Annotated in this window: 16 protein-coding genes; 4 read left to right on the top strand and 12 right to left on the bottom strand. The window is 74.8% G+C overall.

Annotation, left to right across the window (positions count from 1 at the left end; translation table 11 throughout):
• Positions 1 to 40 precede the first annotated feature (40 nt).
• The 7 genes from Q2K19_RS19405 to Q2K19_RS19375 form a co-directional block, all read right to left on the bottom strand.
• Positions 41 to 502, bottom strand: a complete 462-nt coding sequence (locus Q2K19_RS19405; protein ID WP_302762728.1) for an SRPBCC family protein — start codon at positions 500 to 502, stop codon at positions 41 to 43.
• Positions 499 to 852 (bottom strand): ArsR/SmtB family transcription factor, encoded by a 354-nt coding sequence (locus Q2K19_RS19400; protein WP_302762727.1) that lies wholly within the window; start codon positions 850 to 852, stop codon positions 499 to 501. Before Q2K19_RS19400 ends, Q2K19_RS19405 begins: the two co-directional genes overlap by 4 nt.
• Before the next feature lie 77 nt (positions 853 to 929).
• Positions 930 to 2429, bottom strand: a complete 1500-nt coding sequence (gene mptB, locus Q2K19_RS19395) for a polyprenol phosphomannose-dependent alpha 1,6 mannosyltransferase MptB (protein WP_302762726.1) — start codon at positions 2427 to 2429, stop codon at positions 930 to 932.
• 11 nt (positions 2430 to 2440) lie between these two features.
• Positions 2441 to 3856, bottom strand: a complete 1416-nt coding sequence (gene mptB / locus Q2K19_RS19390) for a polyprenol phosphomannose-dependent alpha 1,6 mannosyltransferase MptB (RefSeq protein ID WP_302762725.1) — start codon at positions 3854 to 3856, stop codon at positions 2441 to 2443.
• A gap of 62 nt (positions 3857 to 3918) precedes the next feature.
• Entirely contained in the window at positions 3919 to 5436 is a 1518-nt protein-coding gene (locus Q2K19_RS19385; RefSeq protein WP_446839799.1) for a hypothetical protein, read from the bottom strand.
• 127 nt (positions 5437 to 5563) lie between these two features.
• Entirely contained in the window at positions 5564 to 8578 is a 3015-nt protein-coding gene (locus Q2K19_RS19380) for a bifunctional [glutamine synthetase] adenylyltransferase/[glutamine synthetase]-adenylyl-L-tyrosine phosphorylase (RefSeq protein ID WP_302762723.1), read from the bottom strand.
• A gap of 1 nt (position 8579) precedes the next feature.
• Complete coding sequence (locus tag Q2K19_RS19375; protein WP_302762722.1) at positions 8580 to 9347, bottom strand: type 1 glutamine amidotransferase; 768 nt, start codon at positions 9345 to 9347, stop codon at positions 8580 to 8582.
• 72 nt (positions 9348 to 9419) lie between these two features.
• On the opposite strand from Q2K19_RS19375, the gene Q2K19_RS19370 reads away from it, so the two are divergent.
• Both Q2K19_RS19370 and Q2K19_RS19365 read left to right on the top strand, forming a co-directional pair.
• Positions 9420 to 10349, top strand: a complete 930-nt coding sequence (locus Q2K19_RS19370; RefSeq protein WP_302762721.1) for a S66 peptidase family protein — start codon at positions 9420 to 9422, stop codon at positions 10347 to 10349.
• Between the two features lie 171 nt (positions 10350 to 10520).
• The gene (locus Q2K19_RS19365) at positions 10521 to 10994 is read left to right on the top strand and encodes a hypothetical protein (protein ID WP_302762720.1); all 474 of its coding nucleotides are present in this window, start codon (positions 10521 to 10523) and stop codon (positions 10992 to 10994) included.
• Between the two features lie 225 nt (positions 10995 to 11219).
• Here the strand turns inward: Q2K19_RS19365 and Q2K19_RS19360 are convergent, their stop codons facing one another.
• From Q2K19_RS19360 to glnA, 3 genes are all read right to left on the bottom strand, one after another.
• Positions 11220 to 11591: a VOC family protein gene (locus tag Q2K19_RS19360; RefSeq protein ID WP_302762719.1), complete on the bottom strand. Its 372-nt coding sequence runs from the start codon at positions 11589 to 11591 to the stop codon at positions 11220 to 11222.
• A 126-nt stretch (positions 11592 to 11717) separates the two neighbouring features.
• Entirely contained in the window at positions 11718 to 12410 is a 693-nt protein-coding gene (locus tag Q2K19_RS19355; RefSeq protein WP_302762718.1) for a helix-turn-helix transcriptional regulator, read from the bottom strand.
• A 35-nt stretch (positions 12411 to 12445) separates the two neighbouring features.
• Positions 12446 to 13795: a type I glutamate--ammonia ligase gene (glnA, locus tag Q2K19_RS19350; protein ID WP_302762717.1), complete on the bottom strand. Its 1350-nt coding sequence runs from the start codon at positions 13793 to 13795 to the stop codon at positions 12446 to 12448.
• 231 nt (positions 13796 to 14026) lie between these two features.
• Between glnA and Q2K19_RS19345 the strand changes: the two genes are divergently transcribed.
• Positions 14027 to 15790 (top strand): NAD+ synthase, encoded by a 1764-nt coding sequence (locus tag Q2K19_RS19345; RefSeq protein WP_302762716.1) that lies wholly within the window; start codon positions 14027 to 14029, stop codon positions 15788 to 15790.
• 139 nt (positions 15791 to 15929) lie between these two features.
• Positions 15930 to 16775 (top strand): 3-methyl-2-oxobutanoate hydroxymethyltransferase, encoded by an 846-nt coding sequence (gene panB / locus Q2K19_RS19340; RefSeq protein ID WP_302762714.1) that lies wholly within the window; start codon positions 15930 to 15932, stop codon positions 16773 to 16775.
• A gap of 45 nt (positions 16776 to 16820) precedes the next feature.
• On the opposite strand, the gene Q2K19_RS19335 is transcribed toward panB, so the two are convergent.
• Both Q2K19_RS19335 and npdG read right to left on the bottom strand, forming a co-directional pair.
• Complete coding sequence (locus Q2K19_RS19335) at positions 16821 to 17264, bottom strand: VOC family protein (RefSeq protein ID WP_302762712.1); 444 nt, start codon at positions 17262 to 17264, stop codon at positions 16821 to 16823.
• A 28-nt stretch (positions 17265 to 17292) separates the two neighbouring features.
• Entirely contained in the window at positions 17293 to 17991 is a 699-nt protein-coding gene (gene npdG / locus Q2K19_RS19330) for an NADPH-dependent F420 reductase (RefSeq protein WP_302762710.1), read from the bottom strand.
• Positions 17992 to 18014 lie beyond the last annotated feature (23 nt).

Raw genomic sequence — 18014 nt, 5'->3', positions numbered from 1 at the left:
CGCGACAGCGGGGCCGGCCCGGCCGGTTCGCGCGCCGCCCTCAGCGGGCGAGCAGCGCGTCCAGCTTGGTGAAGGAGCTGCCCCAGCCCTGCTCGGCGCCGGACCGCATCTCCGGCGCGAACGGGCCTTGGCGCAGCACCAGCCGGGTCCGGTCGCCGGGCTCGGCGTGGAACTCCAGCCGGAGGGTGAACCGGGTGCCGTCGGGCACCCCCGGCACGCCCCGCGCCTCCTCGTAGCCGACCAGCAGCTCGTGCTCGACCACCTCACTGAAGGTGCCGTCGGCCGGCGAGGTCATGGCCGGGTCCTCGTCGTTGACCATGACGAAGCGCTGGTGACCGCCGACCCGGACGTCCATGTCGACGGTGTCCCGCGGCACCGACCAGCCGACCGGGGCGAACCACTGGGCGAACTGGTCCGGGTCGGTGAACGCGCGCCAGACCAGCTCGCGCGGCGCGTCGAAGACGCGGGTGATGACGAGCTCCTGCATCGTGGCCTCGGTCATGGTGTTTCCCTCTCTCGTGTCCCCTGTTCGGCCCGCATCCGCTTGAGGTGGGCGTCGAGCCGGTCGAAGTTGGCGTCCCAGAACTGCCGGTAGCGCTCCATCCAGGCCGTCGCCTCGCGCAACGGCTCCGGGTTGAGGCTGCTGGAGCGCCACTGCGCGCTCCGGCTCCGGGTGATCAGGCCGGCCTGCTCGAGCACCTTCAGGTGCCGGGAGATCGCCGGGAGGCTGATCGCGAACGGCTCGGCGAGCTCCGAGACGGTGGCGTCCCCCTCGGCCAGCCGGGCGAGGATCGCCCGGCGGGTCGGGTCGGCCAGCGCCGCGAAGATGACGCTGAGTCGATCGTCTGCCACTGCTTAACCACCTCGTTAATTAACGGATGCGTTAAACATAGAGGTCAGAGCGAACCACGTCAACCACATCGGGAAATTCAGCGGACGCGCCGGGCCAGGCCGGCCCGGACCGCCGCCACCACGACCGCCACCACCAGCACGGTCATCAGGATCGCCCCCGGGGCCTTGGTGAACCGGGCCAGGTTCGTGCCATCGGGCAGCACCAGCACCGAGGCCACCGCGCAGGGCGCCACGAACCAGACCGTCCGGGCCGGCGACCGCGTCGCCACCGCCAGCAGGGCCAGCGGCCAGATCGCGTACCAGGGGTGGAAGACCGGAGCCAGCAGCACGGTGGCGGCCAGCGCCAATCCCGCCCCGGTCAGCGCGATCCGGGACCGGGCGGCGGCCAGCCGGACCACCCGCTGCCGGACGTCGTTGAGCCGGCGCAACGCCGCCCAGGCCCAGCACCAGAGCGCCACCAGCAACGCCGCGAGCAGCACCAACGCGACCGCCCGGGCGACCGGCACCGCGTGCGGCTCCCGGCCGAACAGGGCGCCCGCGTAGTCGACCACGAAACCCACCGCGGTCGGCGGCGAGGTCCACTGCTGCGAGTCGCCGCTGCGCTCCAGGCCGCCCACCCAGCCCGGCCCCAGCCCGGTGCCGAGCGAGGTGACCAGCAGCGCGGCCAGCGCTCCCCCGGCCAGCCAGCCGGCGTCGCGCAGCAGCGCACGCGGCGTGTACCGGCCCAGCACCGCGGCGAGCGCGGCGAACGGGAGCACCACCACGGCGACCGCCTTCACCGCCACCGCCAGGCCCAGCAGCACCCCGGCCACCACCAGCGCGCGCGGCTTGCCGGGCCGCCGGACCAGCACCAGCAGGCCGAACAGGACCAGCCCGAGCCCCACCGCGTCGTTGTGCGCGCCGGCCACCAGATGCACCCCGACCAGCGGGCAGGCCAGCACCAGCCAGGCCGCCCGCCGGGACGGCACCCCGCAGGCCCGGGCCAGGCCGGGCACGCAGAGCGCGGCCAGCAGCACCCCGGCCACCGCGACCACCCGCAGCAGCACGAGCGCCCCGACCAGGCCGCCCCCGGCCAGCACCGCCAGGCCGGCCAGCAGGACGAAGAACGGACCGTACGGCGCCGGGGTGTCCCGCCAGATCGGCGACACCGCGTCCGTCCAGGGGCAGCCGGCCGCCGCCACCCCCACCCGGTAGGGATCCGCGCCGTGCGCCCACGACCAGCCCTGGCAGACGTACGAGTAGCCGTCCCGGCTGCCCAGCGGCGGCGCGACCAGCAGCGGCAACAGCCACAGCCCGGCGGTCAGGTAGGCCCACCGGGTCGACGGCGCGCCCCAGCGCAGCGACCACCAGGCGCCCACCAGCAGCAGCGTGCCGGCCAGCCAGCAGCCGAGCGCCCACGGCCCGTGCGGGGCGTGCCAGAGGTCGGCGAGGCTGGTGGTGAGCGGGGCGTCGGGCAGCGCGCCGCCCAGCCAGCCGGCGACGGTCAGCAGCGTCGCGCCGGCGAGTCCCGCGTACCGGGCGAGGTCGGCGGCGACGGGCCGGACCGGACCGTCGGGCACCGCGCCGGATTCGCTCACCGGACCTCTCCTCAGTCGGCTCCTCGCTCGGCGGTGGCCGGCCGGGGGACCGCCCGAGCCGACCGTACCAACCGGACCACCACCACGATCACCAACAGCGTCATCAGCGGCGCACCGGGCATCTTGGTCCACCGGGGCAGGCCGGTGCCGTCCGGCAGGATCAGGAACGACCCGACGACGGCGACCACCAGGTACCACTTCTCCCGCAGGGCGGCGGTCGCGGCGAGGACGGTCAGCGGCCAGATCCAGTACCAGGGGTGCACCACCGGGGACAGTGCCACGGTCAGGGCCAGCGCCAGCCCCGCGTGGTACAACGGATCCCGGTCCCGGGCCCGCCACCACAGCCACACCAGCAGCACGGCCAGCAGCACCACGGCGACCCCCCGGGTCACCGGGAGCGCGTCGACGTGCGCCCCGAACAACGCGGCGACCTGACCGATGGTCTGCCCGACCGCGGTCGGCGGGGAGGTCCACGCGACGGCCACGCCGCCCTGCGACAACCCGCCGACCCAGCCGAAGTCCAGGCCACCGCCGAAGGTCACCCCGACGACGGTGGCGGCGGCCGCGCCGACCACCCACCCGCCGTCGCGCACCAGCGTCCGGATCGAGTACGGCCCGACCATCGCCGCCAGCGCGGCGAACGGCACCACGACCAGGGCGGTCGGCTTGATCGCCACCGCGAGACCGAGCAGGACTCCGCCGGCCAGCAGCGGACCGGGCCGACCCGGGTGGGACGCCACCACGGCCAGCCCCGCGACCAGCGTCCCGACCATCAGGGCGTCGTTGTGCGGGCCGCCGATGAGGTGCATGGCCACCAGCGGGCAGGCCAGCGCCAGCCACACCGCCCGCTCGGCCGGCACGCCGCAGCGCCGGGCGAGCACCGGCACGGCGTACGCGGTGAGCCCCACGCCGGCCAGGCTGAGCAGGCGGAACAGCACGATGCTGGCGGTCAGCGAGCCGGTCGCCTTGACCACCGCGCCGGCGATCACCACGAAGAGTGGGCCGTACGGGGCCGGGCTGTCCCGCCAGATGTACGAGACGGTGTCCAGCCACGGACAGGGCAGCGCCGACACCCCCTGCTCGTACGGGCTGATCCCGGCGGCGTAGCTGGCGCCCTGGCACGCGTACGCGTACACGTCCCGGCTGCCGAACGGCGGCGCGACGAGCATCGGCAGCAGCCAGAGCCCGGCGGTGACCAGCGCCCAGCGAACCGACGGCACCCGGTCGCGCAGCGACCACCAGGCCCACACCAGCAGCGCGGTGCCGACCAGCCAGCTACCGAGGATCACCGGCCCGTGCGGGCCCTGCCAGATGCCGACCGGGGTGGGGCGCAGGTTGCCGTGCGGGAACGCGCCGCCGAGGAAGGCGGCCGCGGCGAGGAGCACCGAGCCCGCCAGGCCGGTCCAGCGCGAGAGGTGGTGAGACACCCCGTCATGCTGCCAGCCCCGTCGGCCGGCACCGACGGTGGGCACCGGACCGGGGCGGGTGTTCAGCAGTGGTTCCCCGGGGTGAGGCTGCTGGAGACCGAGAATTCACCCGGGGTGCGGACCCGCACTTCGGTCCAGCCGTCCGGCCCGGGCCGCACGCACCCGTCCGGTCCGGCGAGGGAGAGCCAACGCGACCACCGGACGCGGACCGGCACGTCGCCGGCCCGCTCCGCAGTGAACCGCACCCGGGCCTGGTCGGCGAAGAGCAGCCGGCCCGGCGCGCCGACCAGCGGCGTCGGGTCGACCACGGCGTACAGCCGCCAGTCCGGGTTGCGCCACACCTCACGCAGGTACGGCTGGCCGGCCTCGATCAGGTCGGCCTCGGCGCGTCCCCACCGGTCCGGCGGGGCCTCGGGCGCGACCGCGACGTACTGGACCGCCTCCCGGCGCAGCCAGTCCGCGTAGGAGTCGGCGGTCAGGTCGTCGCCGTAGAAGAGGGCGTTGCGCTCGGTGTCCACCTGCCGTTCCCATCCCCGCGCCAGCGGCACCACCGGCGGCAGGTACGCCGACTCCCAGTGGTCGCGCAGCGGCACCACCTCGACCCGGCCGACGGGCTGCCGCCGGGCCAGTTCGTCGGCGAGCGGACGGTGGAACGCCGGGTCGCTCTCCGCCGAGCCGGCCCGGGTCACGTCGCTGACCATCACCGGGTTCTGCCACCAGACGGTGGCGGCGAGCAGGCCGGCCAGCCACGGGCCGGGCAGCGGCGCGTACCCGGCGAGGACCGGCAGCGCGAAGAGCATCGGCAGGCGCAGCGCGTTGGAGCCGACCGGGCTGGGCAGGTAGAAGGCGGCGACCAGCAGCAGCACGGTGAGCACCGCGCCGATCCGCAGCACCCGGCGGCGCCGGGGCACGACCACCAGGACCAGCACGGCCAGCGCCACGTTGATCCGCATCGACTCGGCCGAGTACGGCTGGGCGCCGCCGTTACCGAACAGCACGGCCATCGGGGCGAGCGCGAGCACCGGCGCGAGACAGAGGACCAGGCTCTCGGCGAGCGGGCGGTCCACCCGCCAGCCACCCGGCAGGGGCCGGCCCGGTCCGTCGCCCCGGCGCAGCCCGGCCAGCAGCAGCGCCGCCCCGGCCAGGCCGGTGAAGAGCCCGGCGACCGGGCTGGCCCAGGTGGCGGCCCCGGCGAGCACGGCGGCCAGGGCCAGCCGCACCAGCCGAGCCGGCGACCGAGCGCCGACCGCGCAGAGCGCGAGCAGCCCGAATGCGAGGCCGACGGCGAAGGTGATCCGGCCACTGGCCAGGTTGCCGACCAGCACCACCGCGCCGAGCAACCCGGCCAGCACCGGCCGGCGGGCGCGGTGCCGGGCGAAGAGCCAGCCCAGGGCGGCGGCGCCGAGCACGGCGGCGAGCACGCCCAGGGGCCGCACGCCGAGCCACGCGCCCAGCCGGGCGGTGAACAGGCTGTAGCCGTACTGGTTCACCCCGCCGTACCAGCCGAGGTCGATCGGCGTTCCGTCGTGGCGGGCGACGAACCCGGCCCGGGCGACCTGCGCGGCCAGGTCGGTGCCCATCGGCGGGGCGAGCAGGAAGGCCACGCCGAGCAGCAGCGCGACGCCGGCCGCCACCACGCTCGCCGGGCGGGTCAGCAGGGGGCCCCTGCTATGCAGGAGGCGATAAGAAGGGGCCCTTCCTTGCGCCTCAGGCACCGAAGACCCGCTCCATCGCGGCCCGGGAGCGGCGGCCGGTGCGCAGGTATTCATCCAGGAACTCACCGGGGTCGTCCCGGCCGAGCAGGCGGACCACCCCGGCCAGCTCCACCCCGTGCCCGGGCAGCTGGTCCCCCGCCCGGCCGCGGACCAGCATCAGCGCGTTGCGGACCTGCGCCGCGAGAGTCCAGCCGGCGGCCATCTCGGCCGCGTCCTCCGGATCCACCAGGCCGGCGTCCCGGGCGGCGGCGAGGGCGTCGAGGGTACGCGTGCCGCGCAGCTCGGGCCGCCGGCCGGCGTGCCGGAGCTGGAGCAGCTGCACCGCCCACTCGACGTCGGCGAGCCCGCCCCGGCCCAGCTTGGTGTGGGTGGCCGGGTCGGCGCCCCGGGGCAGCCGCTCGGTCTCCACCCGGGCCTTGATCCGGCGGATCTCCACCACCTGCTCCCGGGTCAGCCCGGCGGCCGGGTAGCGCACCGGGTCGGCCATCGCCTCGAACTCCGCGCCCAGGTCGGCGTCGCCGCAGACGAACCGGGCGCGCAGCAGCGCCTGCGCCTCCCACACCTTCGACCAGCGGGCGTAGTACTGGGCGTACGCGGCGAGGCTGCGCACCAACGGGCCCTGCCGGCCCTCCGGACGCAGGTCGGCGTCGACGCCGAGCGGCGGGTCGGGGGCCGGCGCGGAGAGCAGCCGGCGCAACTCCTCGGCGATCGCGTGCGCCGCGGCGCTGGCCGCGGCCTCGTCGACGCCGGGCGGCGGGGCGTAGACGAAGAGCACGTCGGCGTCGGAGAGGTAGTTCGACTCGTACCCGCCGAGCCGGCCCATGCCGATCACGGCGAAGCGGAGGCCGGGCGGGCCCGGCTGGGCGGCCCGCGCGGTACGCAGCGCGGCGGCCAGGGTGGCGTCGGCGACGTCGGAGAGGGCGGTGCCGACCGCGCCGACGTCGCCGAGGGTCGGCGTCCGTTCGCCGCCGTCGGCCGGGCGCGGGGTGAGCGGGGCGAGCGTGCCGGCCCGGCTGAGCACGTCGGCGCAGGCCAGCCGGACCAGCTCCCGGCGGCGCAGGGCGCGCACCGCCCGAGTGGCCTCGACCGGGTCGCCGTGCCGGGCCGCCGCCGCGGCGAAGCCCTCGCAGAGCACCTCGCGCGGCCGCGGGGTCAGCTCGGTGTCCTCGGCGAGCAGCCGCAACGCCTCCGGCTCGCGGGCCAGCAGGTCGGCCGCGTACCGGGAGGAGGAGAGCACCCGGGCCAGCCGCCGGGCCACCGGCCCGGAATCCCGGAGCAGCCGCAGGTACCAGGGGGTGCTGCCGAGCTTGTCGGAGACCTGCCGGTAGTTGAGCAACCCCCGGTCCGGCTCCGGCGCGTCGGCGAACTCGCTGAGCAGCACCGGAAGCAGGGTGCGCTGGATCGCCGCGGTCCGGCTCACCCCGCCGGTGAGGGCCTGGAGGTGGCGCAGCGCCCCGGCCGGGTCCGCGAAGCCGAGGATCTCCAGCCGGTGCCGGGCCGCCTCCGGGGTGAGCCGCAGCCCCTCCGCGGGGACCCGGGCCACCGACTCCAGCAGCGGCCGGTAGAGCAGCTTCGCGTGCAGCCGGCGTACCTCGGTGGCGTGGGTGACCCACTCGGCGCGGAACTCCTCGACGGCGCTGCGGCCCGGGGTGGCCAGGTAGCCGAGCGCGGCGGCCAGCCAGCGCAGCGCGGCCGGGTCGGTCGGCACGGTGTGGGTGCGGCGCAGCCCCTGGAGCTGGAGCCGGTGCTCGACGCCGCGCAGGAAGCGGTAGCCGCGCAGCAGCGCCTCGCCGTCGGCGCGGCCGACGTAGCCGCCGGCGACCAGGGCGCGCAGCGCCGGGATGGTCCCGGGCACCCGCAGCGACTCGTCGCCCCGGCCGTGCACGAGCTGGAGCAGCTGGACTGCGAACTCGATGTCGCGCAGCCCGCCGGGACCGCGCTTGATCTCGCGTTCCAGCTCCCTCGGCGGGACGTTGTCGATGATCTTCCGGCGCATGGCGCGGACGTCCTCGACCGCCTCCGGCCGCTCGGCGGCGGTCCACACCAGCGGGGCGAGCTCGGCGATCCACTCCCGGGCCAGGTCCAGGTCGCCGGCCGCCGGACGGGCCTTGAGCAGGGCCTGGAACTCCCAGGTCCGGGCCCAGCGCCGGTAGTAGGCCAGGTGGCTGGCGAGGGTACGCACCAGCGGCCCCCGGCTGCCCTCCGGTCGCAGCGCCGCGTCGACCGGCCAGGCGACCAGCCCGCAGATGTGGATCAGCCGGGTGGCGACCAGGGTCGCGGCACCCAGGTCGTCGTCCTCGGCGGCGACGAAGATGACGTCCACGTCGGAGACGTAGTTGAGCTCGTCCCCGCCGCACTTGCCCATCGCCACCACGGCCAGCCGCGGCCGGCGGGTCCCCTCCGGCAGCTCGTCCACGGCGATGTCGAACGCGGCCGCCAGGGTGGCGTCGGCGAGCCCGGAGAGCGCCGCCATGGTCTGCTCCAGGCCGCGCCCGCCGGTCAGGTCGGCCGCCGCGATCCGCAGCAACGCCAACCGGTACGCCTGCCGCAGCACCGGGACCGGGCCGGTGGCGGCGGTCATCCGGGCGGCGGTGCCCAGGTCGAGCCGGCCGTCGGCGGCGGGCGCGAGCCCGTCCGGCGCGGTGGCCAGCACGGTCCACTGATGCGGGTTGGCCACCAGGTGGTCGCCGAGCGCCGAGGAGGCGCCGAGCACCGCGACCAGGCGGCGGCGCAGCCCCGGGTCGGCGGCCAGGGCATCCAGCACCTCCGGCTTCTCGCCGGAGCGCCGTTCCGCCTCGACGAGCCGGTGCAGCTGGCGCAGCGCCAGATCCGGGTCGGCGGCCCGGGACAGCGCGGCCAGCAGCTCGGCGGCCCCCTCGTCGACCGGTTCCTGCTCCTCGGTCCGCCACAGCCCGAGCCCGGCCGGGCCGAGCAGGTCGGCGGCCCGCCCGCCGTCGCCCTCGGCGAAGCCGTACCGGGCCAGCCGTCCCCTAGTCGGCCGGGTCATGTCACTGCCCGAGCAGCGGCAGGCTGCGGCGGGTGGCGGCGTCGTCCAGCTCGCCGAGGGCGAGGGCGGCGAACCGGATCGCGAACGGCTGCCAGACCTCCTCGACGTCGGCCATCACCCGGTCGCAGGCGGCCACCACCAGCTCCGGGTCGTAGCCCAGCTCGGCGAGGAGGGTCGAGTCGCGGGCCCAGTCGGCGATCATGGCGGTGTCGCACTCGATGTGGAACTGCACCCCCCAGGCCCGGTCGCCGAGGCGGAACGCCTGGTGCGGGTAGCGGGTGGAGGCGGCCAGCAGGGTGGCCCCGTGCGGCAGCTCGGTGATCTCGTCGGAGTGCCACTGGAACACGTCCGGCATCAGCGGCACGTACCGGAAGAGCGGGTCGGTGTCGGCGGCGTCGCGCTTGCCGACCACCGAGGGGCCGATCTCCGGCCCGGACGGGCTGCGTTCCACCTGGCCGGCGTGCGCGCTGGCCAGCAGCTGCGCGCCCAGGCAGACCGCGAGGGTGGGGATGCGCTGCCGGACCGCCTTGCGCAGCAGCCCCTCCAGGGCGGGGAACCAGGGCGCGCCGGGGCGGCCGTCGGGCAGCGGGTAGGCCTGCTGCTCGCCGCCGAGCACCACCAGCGCGGCGTACCCGTCGAGGTCGGCGGGGAGGTCGTCGCCGGCGTGCGGGCGCAGCACCCGCAGCTCGATCCCTCCCTCGGTGAGCCACTCCCCCAGTCGGCGGAGGTCGTCGGTCGGGTCGTTCTCGATCACCAGCGCGGTCGCCACGACACCGAGGCTATCCGGTACGCCCGACGACGCCCGGTCCGGCTCGGCCCGGACGCCCACTAGGCTCCGCACGTGCCCACCGACGACTGCCTGCGCGCCCCCGTCCTGCGTCCCGGCGACCGGGTGATGCTGGTGTCACCGTCCGGCCCGACCCGGCCGGAACGGGTGGCCCGGGGCATCGAGCTGCTGACCGGCTGGGGGCTGCGCCCGGTGCTGGCGCCGAACGCGTACGCCCGCCAGGGCTACCTGGCAGGCGGGGACGAGCTGCGGGCCGCGGACCTGAACACCGCCTTCGCCGACCCCGACGTGCGCGGGGTGATCTGCACCCGGGGCGGCTACGGCGCGCAGCGGGTGGTGGACCTGGCGGACATGGCCGCGGTCCGCCGGGACCCGAAGGTGGTGGCCGGCTTCTCCGACATCACCGCGCTGCAGTTCGCGCTCTGGCGGGGCGCCCGGCTGGCCAGCGTGCACGGCCCGGGGGCGGCCTGGCTGGACGACCGCACCCCGCTCCGCTCGGCGGAGTCGCTGCACGCCGCGCTGATGACCACCGAGCCGGTCACCGTCGAGGCGGTGAAGGAGGAGGAGACGTACCCGGTCCGGGTGCCCGGCCGGGCGCAGGGCCGGCTGCTGGGCGGCAACCTCTGCCTGATCACGGCCTCGATCGGCACCCCGGACATGCCGGACCTGACCGGGGCGGTGCTGCTGATCGAGGAGGTGCAGGAGCCGCCGTACAAGGTCGACCGGATGCTCACCCACCTGCGCCGCTGCGGCGCGCTGGACGGCATTGCCGGGGTGGCGGTGGGCCAGTTCACCGAGTGCGCCGACGGCTGGGACACCACGGTGACCGACGTGCTCACCGAGCGCCTGGCCGACCTCGGCGTGCCGGTCCTCGGCGGCCTCCCCATCGGTCACGGCGTCGGCCAGCTGACGGTCCCCGTCGGCACCGACGCCATCCTCGACGCCGACACCGGCACCCTCACGGTCTCCCCCGCCGTCCACTGACCCGACAAAGTTGATCATGCGGTTAGCGGCGCTGTGAAGATCCCCAACTTCATGATCACCGGGGTTGGCCGCCCGATTTCCAGGTGGTTCATAGGGTCCCGACGGGATCTCCCCAGGTTCAGCCGTCACTCTCGGTGAGGTCATCGCACCACCACCGAATTGGAGAACCGCATGATCCGCAGGATGTCGAGGAAGCACGTGCTGGTCGGCCTGGCCGCCGCCGGGGTGCTCGGCGTCGGGATCGCCGCCCCGACGGTGGCGCTCGCCGACAACAAGAGCCCGAGCCCGGCCCCGAGCGCCAGCACGAGCACGAGCACCGACCAGGGCAGCGACCAGCAGCAGCGGCGCGCCGACCGGCAGCAGGAGTTCGCCGAGGCGCTCGCCAAGGAGCTGGGCGTCTCGACCGACAAGGTCACCGCGGCGCTGGAGAAGCTCCGCGAGCAGCACCAGGGCGACCGGCCGGAGCGGCCGTCGACCGAGGACCGGCAGGCCGCGCTGAAGGAGCGGCTGGACCAGGCCGTCAAGGACGGCAAGCTCACCCAGGAGCAGGCCGACGCGGTGCTGAAGGCCGTCGAGAGCGGCGTCTTCCCGGGCCCGTGGGGTGGTCACGGCCACCGCGGCTGGTCCGGCACCGGCGACAAGTGACCGAGGTGGCCCCGCCGTCTCCGCACCGGCCGACATTCCCTCCCGGCCGGCACCCGCTCCCCGGCGGGGCCACCACCCCCCTCCCGGGACGCGCGTCCGCCCCGGCGGCGCTGCCGGGGCGGACGCGGGTCCGTTCCGCGCAGGTACGGTCCGTCAGAGCCGGCGGTTCGGGGGCGTTTGTCGTCGCCGGGGTGACCACAAACGCACCCGAAGGCGGCCGACCGCTCACCCCACGGCGGGTGGGGTGAAGACGCCGAGGTGGTTGCCCGACGGGTCGAGCAGGTGCGCGAAGGTGAGCCCGCTCGGCGCGGTACGCAGCGGGACCAGCACCTTGCCGCCGGCCGCCTCGGCCCGCCGGCAGGTCTCCGCCACGTCCGCCACCTCGGCATAGAAGATGGCGTAGTTCGACGAGGTCCCGTTCGTGGCCCGGATCGCGCCGCCGATCCCCTGCTCCCCGCCGGCCGCCGTCTGCCGGTACGACGCCCCCGGCGCACCCTGCTCCTCGAACGTCCAGCCGAACAGGTCGGCGTAGAAGCGCTCGACCTCGTCCGGGCGGTCGGAGCCGATCTCGAACCAGGTCACGGGCGTGCTGGACATGCTGCCTCCTTCTCCGCGCCGGCCCGGTCGGCCGGCGTCGGGAAGCAGCCTCACCCTCCTTCGCGACACCGTCCTGTCGGTGTTTCCGGCGCTCTTCCATCCCGGCTGGCCTCGGCCACGTTGAGCTCAGACCAGGCTGAGGCGGCGCACCCGCTCCTGGGGGATGTCGAGGTCGCCCGGGTCCAGCTCCCGGGTCACCGTCTCGGCCAGCGGCCGCACGGCGACGATCCGGTCGGTGCGGAAGCAGCGCAGCCCGTCGCGCAGCCGGCACCAGGCGATCAGATACCAGTGCGTCGGGTTGCCCAGGTAGGCCAGCGGCTCCACGTCGCGCACCGAGTCCGCGCCGGCGCGGTCCGCGTACGTCAGGCGGAGCACCCGCCGCGCGGCGACCGCGTCGGCGACGGCCGCCGGGACGGGCGTGGCCGGCCCGCCGCCGATCAGGTGCACCCGGCCGGCGAGGCGGTGCGCCTCGGCCACGTCGGCGACGGGCATCACCGCGACCAGCTTGCGCAGCGCGGCGCCGGCGGCCGGGGCGAACGGCGTGCCGCCGAGGCGGTGCAGCGCGACGGCCATCGCCACCGCCTCGACCGGGCTCAGGTTGACCGGCGGCAGGGTGCGCGCCCGGTCGACCACGTAGCCGCCGGTGCGGCCCGGCTCGGCCCAGATCGGCACCCCGGCGGCCTGGAGCGCGGAGATGTCCCGCTCGATGGTGCGGGCGCTGACCTCGAAGCGCTGGGCCAGCCAGCGCGCGCTGCGCGGGCGGGGCGACACCGCCCGCAGCTCCTCCACCAGGGCGTAGAGACGGTCGGTCCGATTCACTCCCGCACGCTATGCCCGGCGTACGACAGGACGGCTCAGAGCGACAGGTAGCGCTGCCGCTCGTACGGGGTGACCTCGCGGCGGTACTGCTCCCACTCGGCGCGCTTGTTGCGCAGGAAGAAGTCGAAGACGTGCTCGCCGAGGATCTCGGCGACCAGCTCCGAGCCGGCCATCACGTCGATCGCCTCGGCCAGGTTCTCCGGCAGCGCCTCGTAGCCCATCGCGCGGCGCTCGGCGCTGCTCAGCGACCAGACGTCGTCCTCGGCGCCCGGGGGCAGCTCGTACCCCTCCTCGATGCCCTTGAGGCCGGCGCCGAGCATCACCGCGAAGGCCAGGTAGGGGTTGGTCGCCGAGTCCAGCGACCGGACCTCCACCCGGGCCGAGTTCGGCTTGCCGTAGGCCGGCACCCGGACCAGCGCGGACCGGTTCAGGTGACCCCAGCACACGTACGCGGGGCTCTCGGTGATCCGGTCCGGTAGCGCCAGCGGAAAGAGCCGCTTGTAGGAGTTCACCCACTGGTTGGTGACCGCGGTGTACTCGCGGGCGTGGGTGAGCAGCCCGGCGATGAACGACTTGGCCACCTTGGAGAGCTTCATCGGGTCGCCCGCGTCGTGGAACGCGTTGCGCTCCCCCTCGAACAGCGACAGGTGGGTGTGCATCCCGCTGCCCGGCTGGTCGGTGAAGGGCTTGGGCATGAAGCTGGCCTGCACGCCGGTGGAGAGCGCCACCTCCTTCACCACGTGCCGGAAGGTCATGATGTTGTCGGCGGTGGTCAGCGCGTCGGCGTAGCGCAGGTCGATCTCCTGCTGGCCGGGGGCCACCTCGTGGTGGCTGAACTCCACCGAGATGCCGATCCGCTCCAGCGCCAGCACCGCCTGCCGGCGGAAGTCCCGGGCCACCGCGTGGGTGGTGTGCTCGAAGTAGCCGCCGGTGTCCACCGGCATCGGCACGGAGCCGTCGTTGGCGCCGTCCTCCAGCAGGAAGAACTCGATCTCCGGGTGGGTGTAGAAGGTGAAGCCCTTCTCGGCCGCCTTGGAGAGTGCCCGGCGCAGCACGTGCCGCGGGTCGGCCCAGGACGGGCTGCCGTCGGGGAGCAGGATGTCGCAGAACATCCGGGCGCTCTCGCCGCTGACCCCGCCCTCGAAGGGGAAGACCTGGAAGGTGGTCGGGTCGGGCATGGCCACCATGTCCGACTCGAAGACCCGGGCGAAGCCCTCGATGGCCGAGCCGTCGAAGCCGATGCCCTCCTCGAAGGCCGCCTCCAGCTCCGCGGGGGCCACCGACACGCTCTTGAGCGTGCCGAGCACGTCGGTGAACCACAGCCGGACGAAGCGGATGTCCCGCTCTTCCAGCGTACGGAGGACGAACTCCTGCTGACGGTCCACTTCCACCCCTCGTGACACGTACGTCCGGCACCGGGCCGGCGGCACCGGCCTGACCGCCCAGTCTCCACCGGCCTGGTTACGCCGACGTTACGCGAACACCCCGCGCGACGTCCCGCCGTGTCCCGCCCGCGGGGACGCCGCCCGGACCCGTCGGCCGGGGCCCGGACGGGGTGTCCGCCGTCTCCCGCGTCCGACCGGATTCGGCCGGTCCGGCTGAGGGAAGATGAGGACATGCCCACCCTGCGTCTCGCCCTGTGCCAGGTGAATCCGACCGTCGGCGACATCGCCGGCAACGCAGACCTGGTCCGCGCCTGGACCCGGAAGGCGGCCGACGCCGGTGCCCAGCTCGCCCTCTTCCCCGAGCTGATGCTGACCGGGTACCCGGTCGAGGACCTGGTCTTCCGCCGGTCGTTCGTCGCCGCGTCCCGGGCCGCGCTGGCCGGGCTCGCCGCCGACCTGGCCGCCGACGGGCTCGGCGACCTGCCGGTGCTGGTGGGCTACCTGGACGCGGACGGCCCGCCGCAGGTCAGCTCCGACGCCGTGCCGGGCAAGGGGGCCCGCAACGCCGCCGCGCTGCTGCACCGCGGCGCGGTCGCGGCCACCTACTTCAAGCACCACCTGCCCAACTACGGCGTCTTCGACGAGGACCGCTACTTCGTGCCCGGCGACACGCTCACCGTGGCCCGGATCGGCGGGGTGGACGTCGCGCTGACCATCTGCGAGGACCTCTGGCAGGCCGGCGGCCCGTTCGCGGTGGCCCGGCAGGCCGGCGTGGGGCTGGTGCTCAACATCAACGGCTCGCCGTACGAGTTGAACAAGGACGACGTCCGGCTGCCGCTGGTCCGCCGCCGGGCCGCCGAGGCGGGGGCCGCCATCGCGTACGTGAACATGGTCGGCGGCCAGGACGAGCTGGTCTACGACGGCGACTCGATGATCGTCAGCGCGGACGGCAGGCTGCTCGCCCGCGCGCCGCAGTTCGTCGAGCACCTGCTGGTGCAGGACGTGGACCTGCCCCCGGCGAAGGAACCGGTGGACCACGGCGAGGAGCTGGCCGACGGGATGCGGGTGGTGCGGGCCAACCTCGGCGACATCCTCCCGCCGGCCCGCACCGACGAGCCGGCGATCGGCGGGATCATCGAGCCGGTCGCCGACGAGGCCGAGGTGTGGCAGGCGTTGGTGCTGGGCCTGCGCGACTACGTCAACAAGAACCGCTTCCCGTCCGTGGTGCTCGGCCTCTCCGGCGGCATCGACTCCGCGGTGTCCGCAGCCATCGCGGTCGACGCGCTCGGTCCGGAGCGGGTGGCCGGTGTCTCGCTGCCCAGCCAGCACTCGTCGGAACACTCCCGAGCCGACGCCGAGGAGCTGGCCAAGCGGACCGGCCTGGACTACCGGATCCAGCCGATCCAGCCGATGGTCGACGCCTTCCTGGCCAACATGTCGCTGTCCGGAGTGGCGGTGGAGAACCTCCAGGCCCGGGTCCGCGGCGTGGTCCTCATGGCGCTGTCGAACCAGGAGGGCCACCTGGTCCTCACCACCGGCAACAAGAGCGAGCTGGCCGTCGGCTACTCCACCCTGTACGGCGACTCGGTCGGCGGCTACAACCCGGTCAAGGACGTGTGGAAGACGCTGATCTGGCGGCTGGCCCGGTGGCGGAACGCGGACGCCGAGCGGCGCGGCGAGACCCCGCCGATCCCGGAGAGCTCGATCGGCAAGCCGCCGTCGGCCGAGCTGAGCCCCGGCCAGCTCGACAGCGACACCCTGCCCGATTACGACGTCCTCGACCCGATCCTCATCGGCTACGTCGACGGCGACCTGGGTCGGGACGGCCTGATCGAGTCCGGCCACGACCCGGCCGTCGTGGACAAGGTGCTGCGGATGGTGGATACCGCCGAGTACAAGCGGCGGCAGTCCGCCCCCGGCACCAAGATCTCCATGAAGGCGTTCGGACGGGACCGCCGGCTACCGATCACCAACCGCTGGCGCGAGCACGGCTGAGCGGACCTCGTCCCCGGCCCGCCACCGCCGGCCGGGGAGTGACATCCTCCACTCCGCCCTGCCGCAGCCCGGTCGCGCGATGCGACGATCGCGGCGGAACCCGGGGACCGCGAACGCGGCCTCGAGGAAGGAGAGAGTCATGGTGGAGTCCACCCCGACCGAGGTGACCGCCCTGTACGGCGGGCCGGCCACCCGGCGGGTCCGCACCCGCGACCTGATCGCCGCCAAGGAGCGCGGCGAGCGCTGGGCGATGCTCACCTCGTACGACCAGTACACCGCCTCGATCTTCGACCAGGCGGGGATTCCGGTGCTGCTGGTCGGCGACTCGGCGGCCAACAACGTCTTCGGCTACGAGACCACCCTGCCGGTGACCGCCGAGGAGCTGCTGCCCCTGGTACGGGCGGTGGTCCGGGCGACCCGGCACGCGCTCATCGTCGGCGACCTGCCGTTCGGCTCGTACGAGGAGGGGCCGACACAGGCGCTGCGCACCGCGGTGCGGTTCATGAAGGAGGGCGGCTGCCACGCGGTGAAGCTGGAGGGCGGCCGGCGCTGCGCGGCCCAGATCGAGGCCATCGTCGGGGCCGGCATCCCGGTGATGGCGCACATCGGCTTCACCCCGCAGAGCGAGCACACCCTGGGCGGCTACCGGGTCCAGGGCCGCGGCGACACCGCCGAGGAGGTGATCGCCGACGCCCGGGCGGTCGCCGAGGCGGGCGCCTTCGCGGTGGTGCTGGAGATGGTGCCCGGTGAGGTCGCCAAGCGGATCACCGCCGAGCTGCGGATCCCCACCGTCGGCATCGGAGCCGGCGCGGACACCGACGCCCAGGTGCTGGTCTGGCAGGACATGGCCGGGCTGCGCACCGGCAAGGCGCCGCGCTTCGTCAAGCGCTACGCCGACCTGGCCGGCGTGCTGACCGACGCCACCCGCCGCTACGCCGAGGAGGTCCGGGGCGGGCAGTTCCCGGCCGCCGAGCACACCTTCTGAGGACCGCCGGGCGGTGCGGCTTCCGGGCCGCACCGCCCGAACCGGTCAGACCACACAGAACTCGTTGCCCTCCGGGTCGGCGAGCTGCACCGCGTAGTGGTCGTTCCCCGGATCGTCCATCCGGCCGAGCACCGTGGCCCCCAGCCCCGTCAGCCGCGCCACCTCCGCGTCGACGCTCGCCCGTCGCCGGGGCAGCGGCACCGCCCGTCCGCCACCGACCTTCAGGTCGATGTGCAGCCGGTTCTTGACGGACTTCGGCTCGGGGACCGGCTGGAACCAGATCCGCGGCCCGGCACCGGTCGGGTCCTCCAGGCGGTCCAGGCAGTCGCCCTCGCCGAGCTCCTCGGCCGGGATGCCGACCGAGAGATACCACTCCCGCCAGGTGGTGTGCCCGGCCGGCGGCGGCTGTGGACGGTAGCGCAGGGCCTCCGCCCAGAACGCGGCGAGCCGCGACGGCTCCCTACAGTCGATCACCAGTTGCCACTCCATGCGGCGATGGTGCCGCACGGGTGCGACGTCACAGGTCGGTGACCCGGATCCCGGCGTGCGCCTTGTACCGCTTGTTGATCGCGATGAGGTTGGCGGTGAACGCCTCGATCTGGTGGGCGTTGCGCAGCCGGCCGGCGTAGATGCCCCGCATGCCGGGGATCCGGGCGGCGAGCGCGGCGACCACCCCGACCAGCTCCCGGTCCTCGGTGCAGATCAGCACGTCCAGGTCGATCCGGTCGATCTCCGGGTCGGCCAGCAGCGGCGCGGAGACGTGATTGAACGCGGCGCAGACCCGGGACTCGGGCAGCAGCGCGGCGGCCTGCTGGACGGCGCTGCCCTCGGGGACCGCGAGCGCGTACGGACCCTGCTTGTCGAAGCCGAGCGGGTTGACGCAGTCGACCACGATCTTGCCGACCAGCGGACCGGCCAGGGCAGCGACGATGGCGGCGTGCCCGTCCCACGGGACCGCGATGACCACCACGTCGCTGCGGCGGGCGACCTCGTCGTTGTCCGCACCCGCCACCGCGGCGCCGGCCGGCACGCCGGGCAGCGCGGCGATCTCGGCGGCGGCCGCCGCCGCCCGCTCGGCGGAGCGGGAGCCGATCAGCACGGTCTGCCCGGCCCGGGCGAACCGGTAGGCGAGCCCGCGCCCCTGATCCCCGGTGCCCCCGATGATGCCGACGGTCAGCCCGGAGACGTCGGGCAGCGTGGTCGCGTCGTAAGCCATGCGGCCATCCTCGCAAAAGTCAT

It is taken from the genome of Micromonospora sp. NBRC 110009 (genome assembly GCF_030518795.1).
Classification (GTDB): Bacteria; Actinomycetota; Actinomycetes; order Mycobacteriales; family Micromonosporaceae; genus Micromonospora.
Note: the sequence above shows the minus strand (reverse complement) of the source record. Positions and strands in the feature narration are given on the sequence as shown.

What these genes read in the sequence shown, in the direction of transcription:
- panB (WP_302762714.1), top strand. Translation starts at nt 15,930, where the DNA reads ATGGTGGAGTCCACCCCGACCGAGGTGACCGCCCTGTACGGCGGGCCG.
- Q2K19_RS19385 (WP_446839799.1), bottom strand. Translation starts at nt 5,436, where the DNA reads ATGGGCACCGACCTGGCCGCGCAGGTCGCCCGGGCCGGGTTCGTCGCC.
- Q2K19_RS19365 (WP_302762720.1), top strand. Translation starts at nt 10,521, where the DNA reads ATGATCCGCAGGATGTCGAGGAAGCACGTGCTGGTCGGCCTGGCCGCC.
- Q2K19_RS19360 (WP_302762719.1), bottom strand. Translation starts at nt 11,591, where the DNA reads ATGTCCAGCACGCCCGTGACCTGGTTCGAGATCGGCTCCGACCGCCCG.
- Q2K19_RS19335 (WP_302762712.1), bottom strand. Translation starts at nt 17,264, where the DNA reads ATGGAGTGGCAACTGGTGATCGACTGTAGGGAGCCGTCGCGGCTCGCC.
- Q2K19_RS19380 (WP_302762723.1), bottom strand. Translation starts at nt 8,578, where the DNA reads ATGACCCGGCCGACTAGGGGACGGCTGGCCCGGTACGGCTTCGCCGAG.
- Q2K19_RS19345 (WP_302762716.1), top strand. Translation starts at nt 14,027, where the DNA reads ATGCCCACCCTGCGTCTCGCCCTGTGCCAGGTGAATCCGACCGTCGGC.
- Q2K19_RS19405 (WP_302762728.1), bottom strand. Translation starts at nt 502, where the DNA reads ATGACCGAGGCCACGATGCAGGAGCTCGTCATCACCCGCGTCTTCGAC.
- npdG (WP_302762710.1), bottom strand. Translation starts at nt 17,991, where the DNA reads ATGGCTTACGACGCGACCACGCTGCCCGACGTCTCCGGGCTGACCGTC.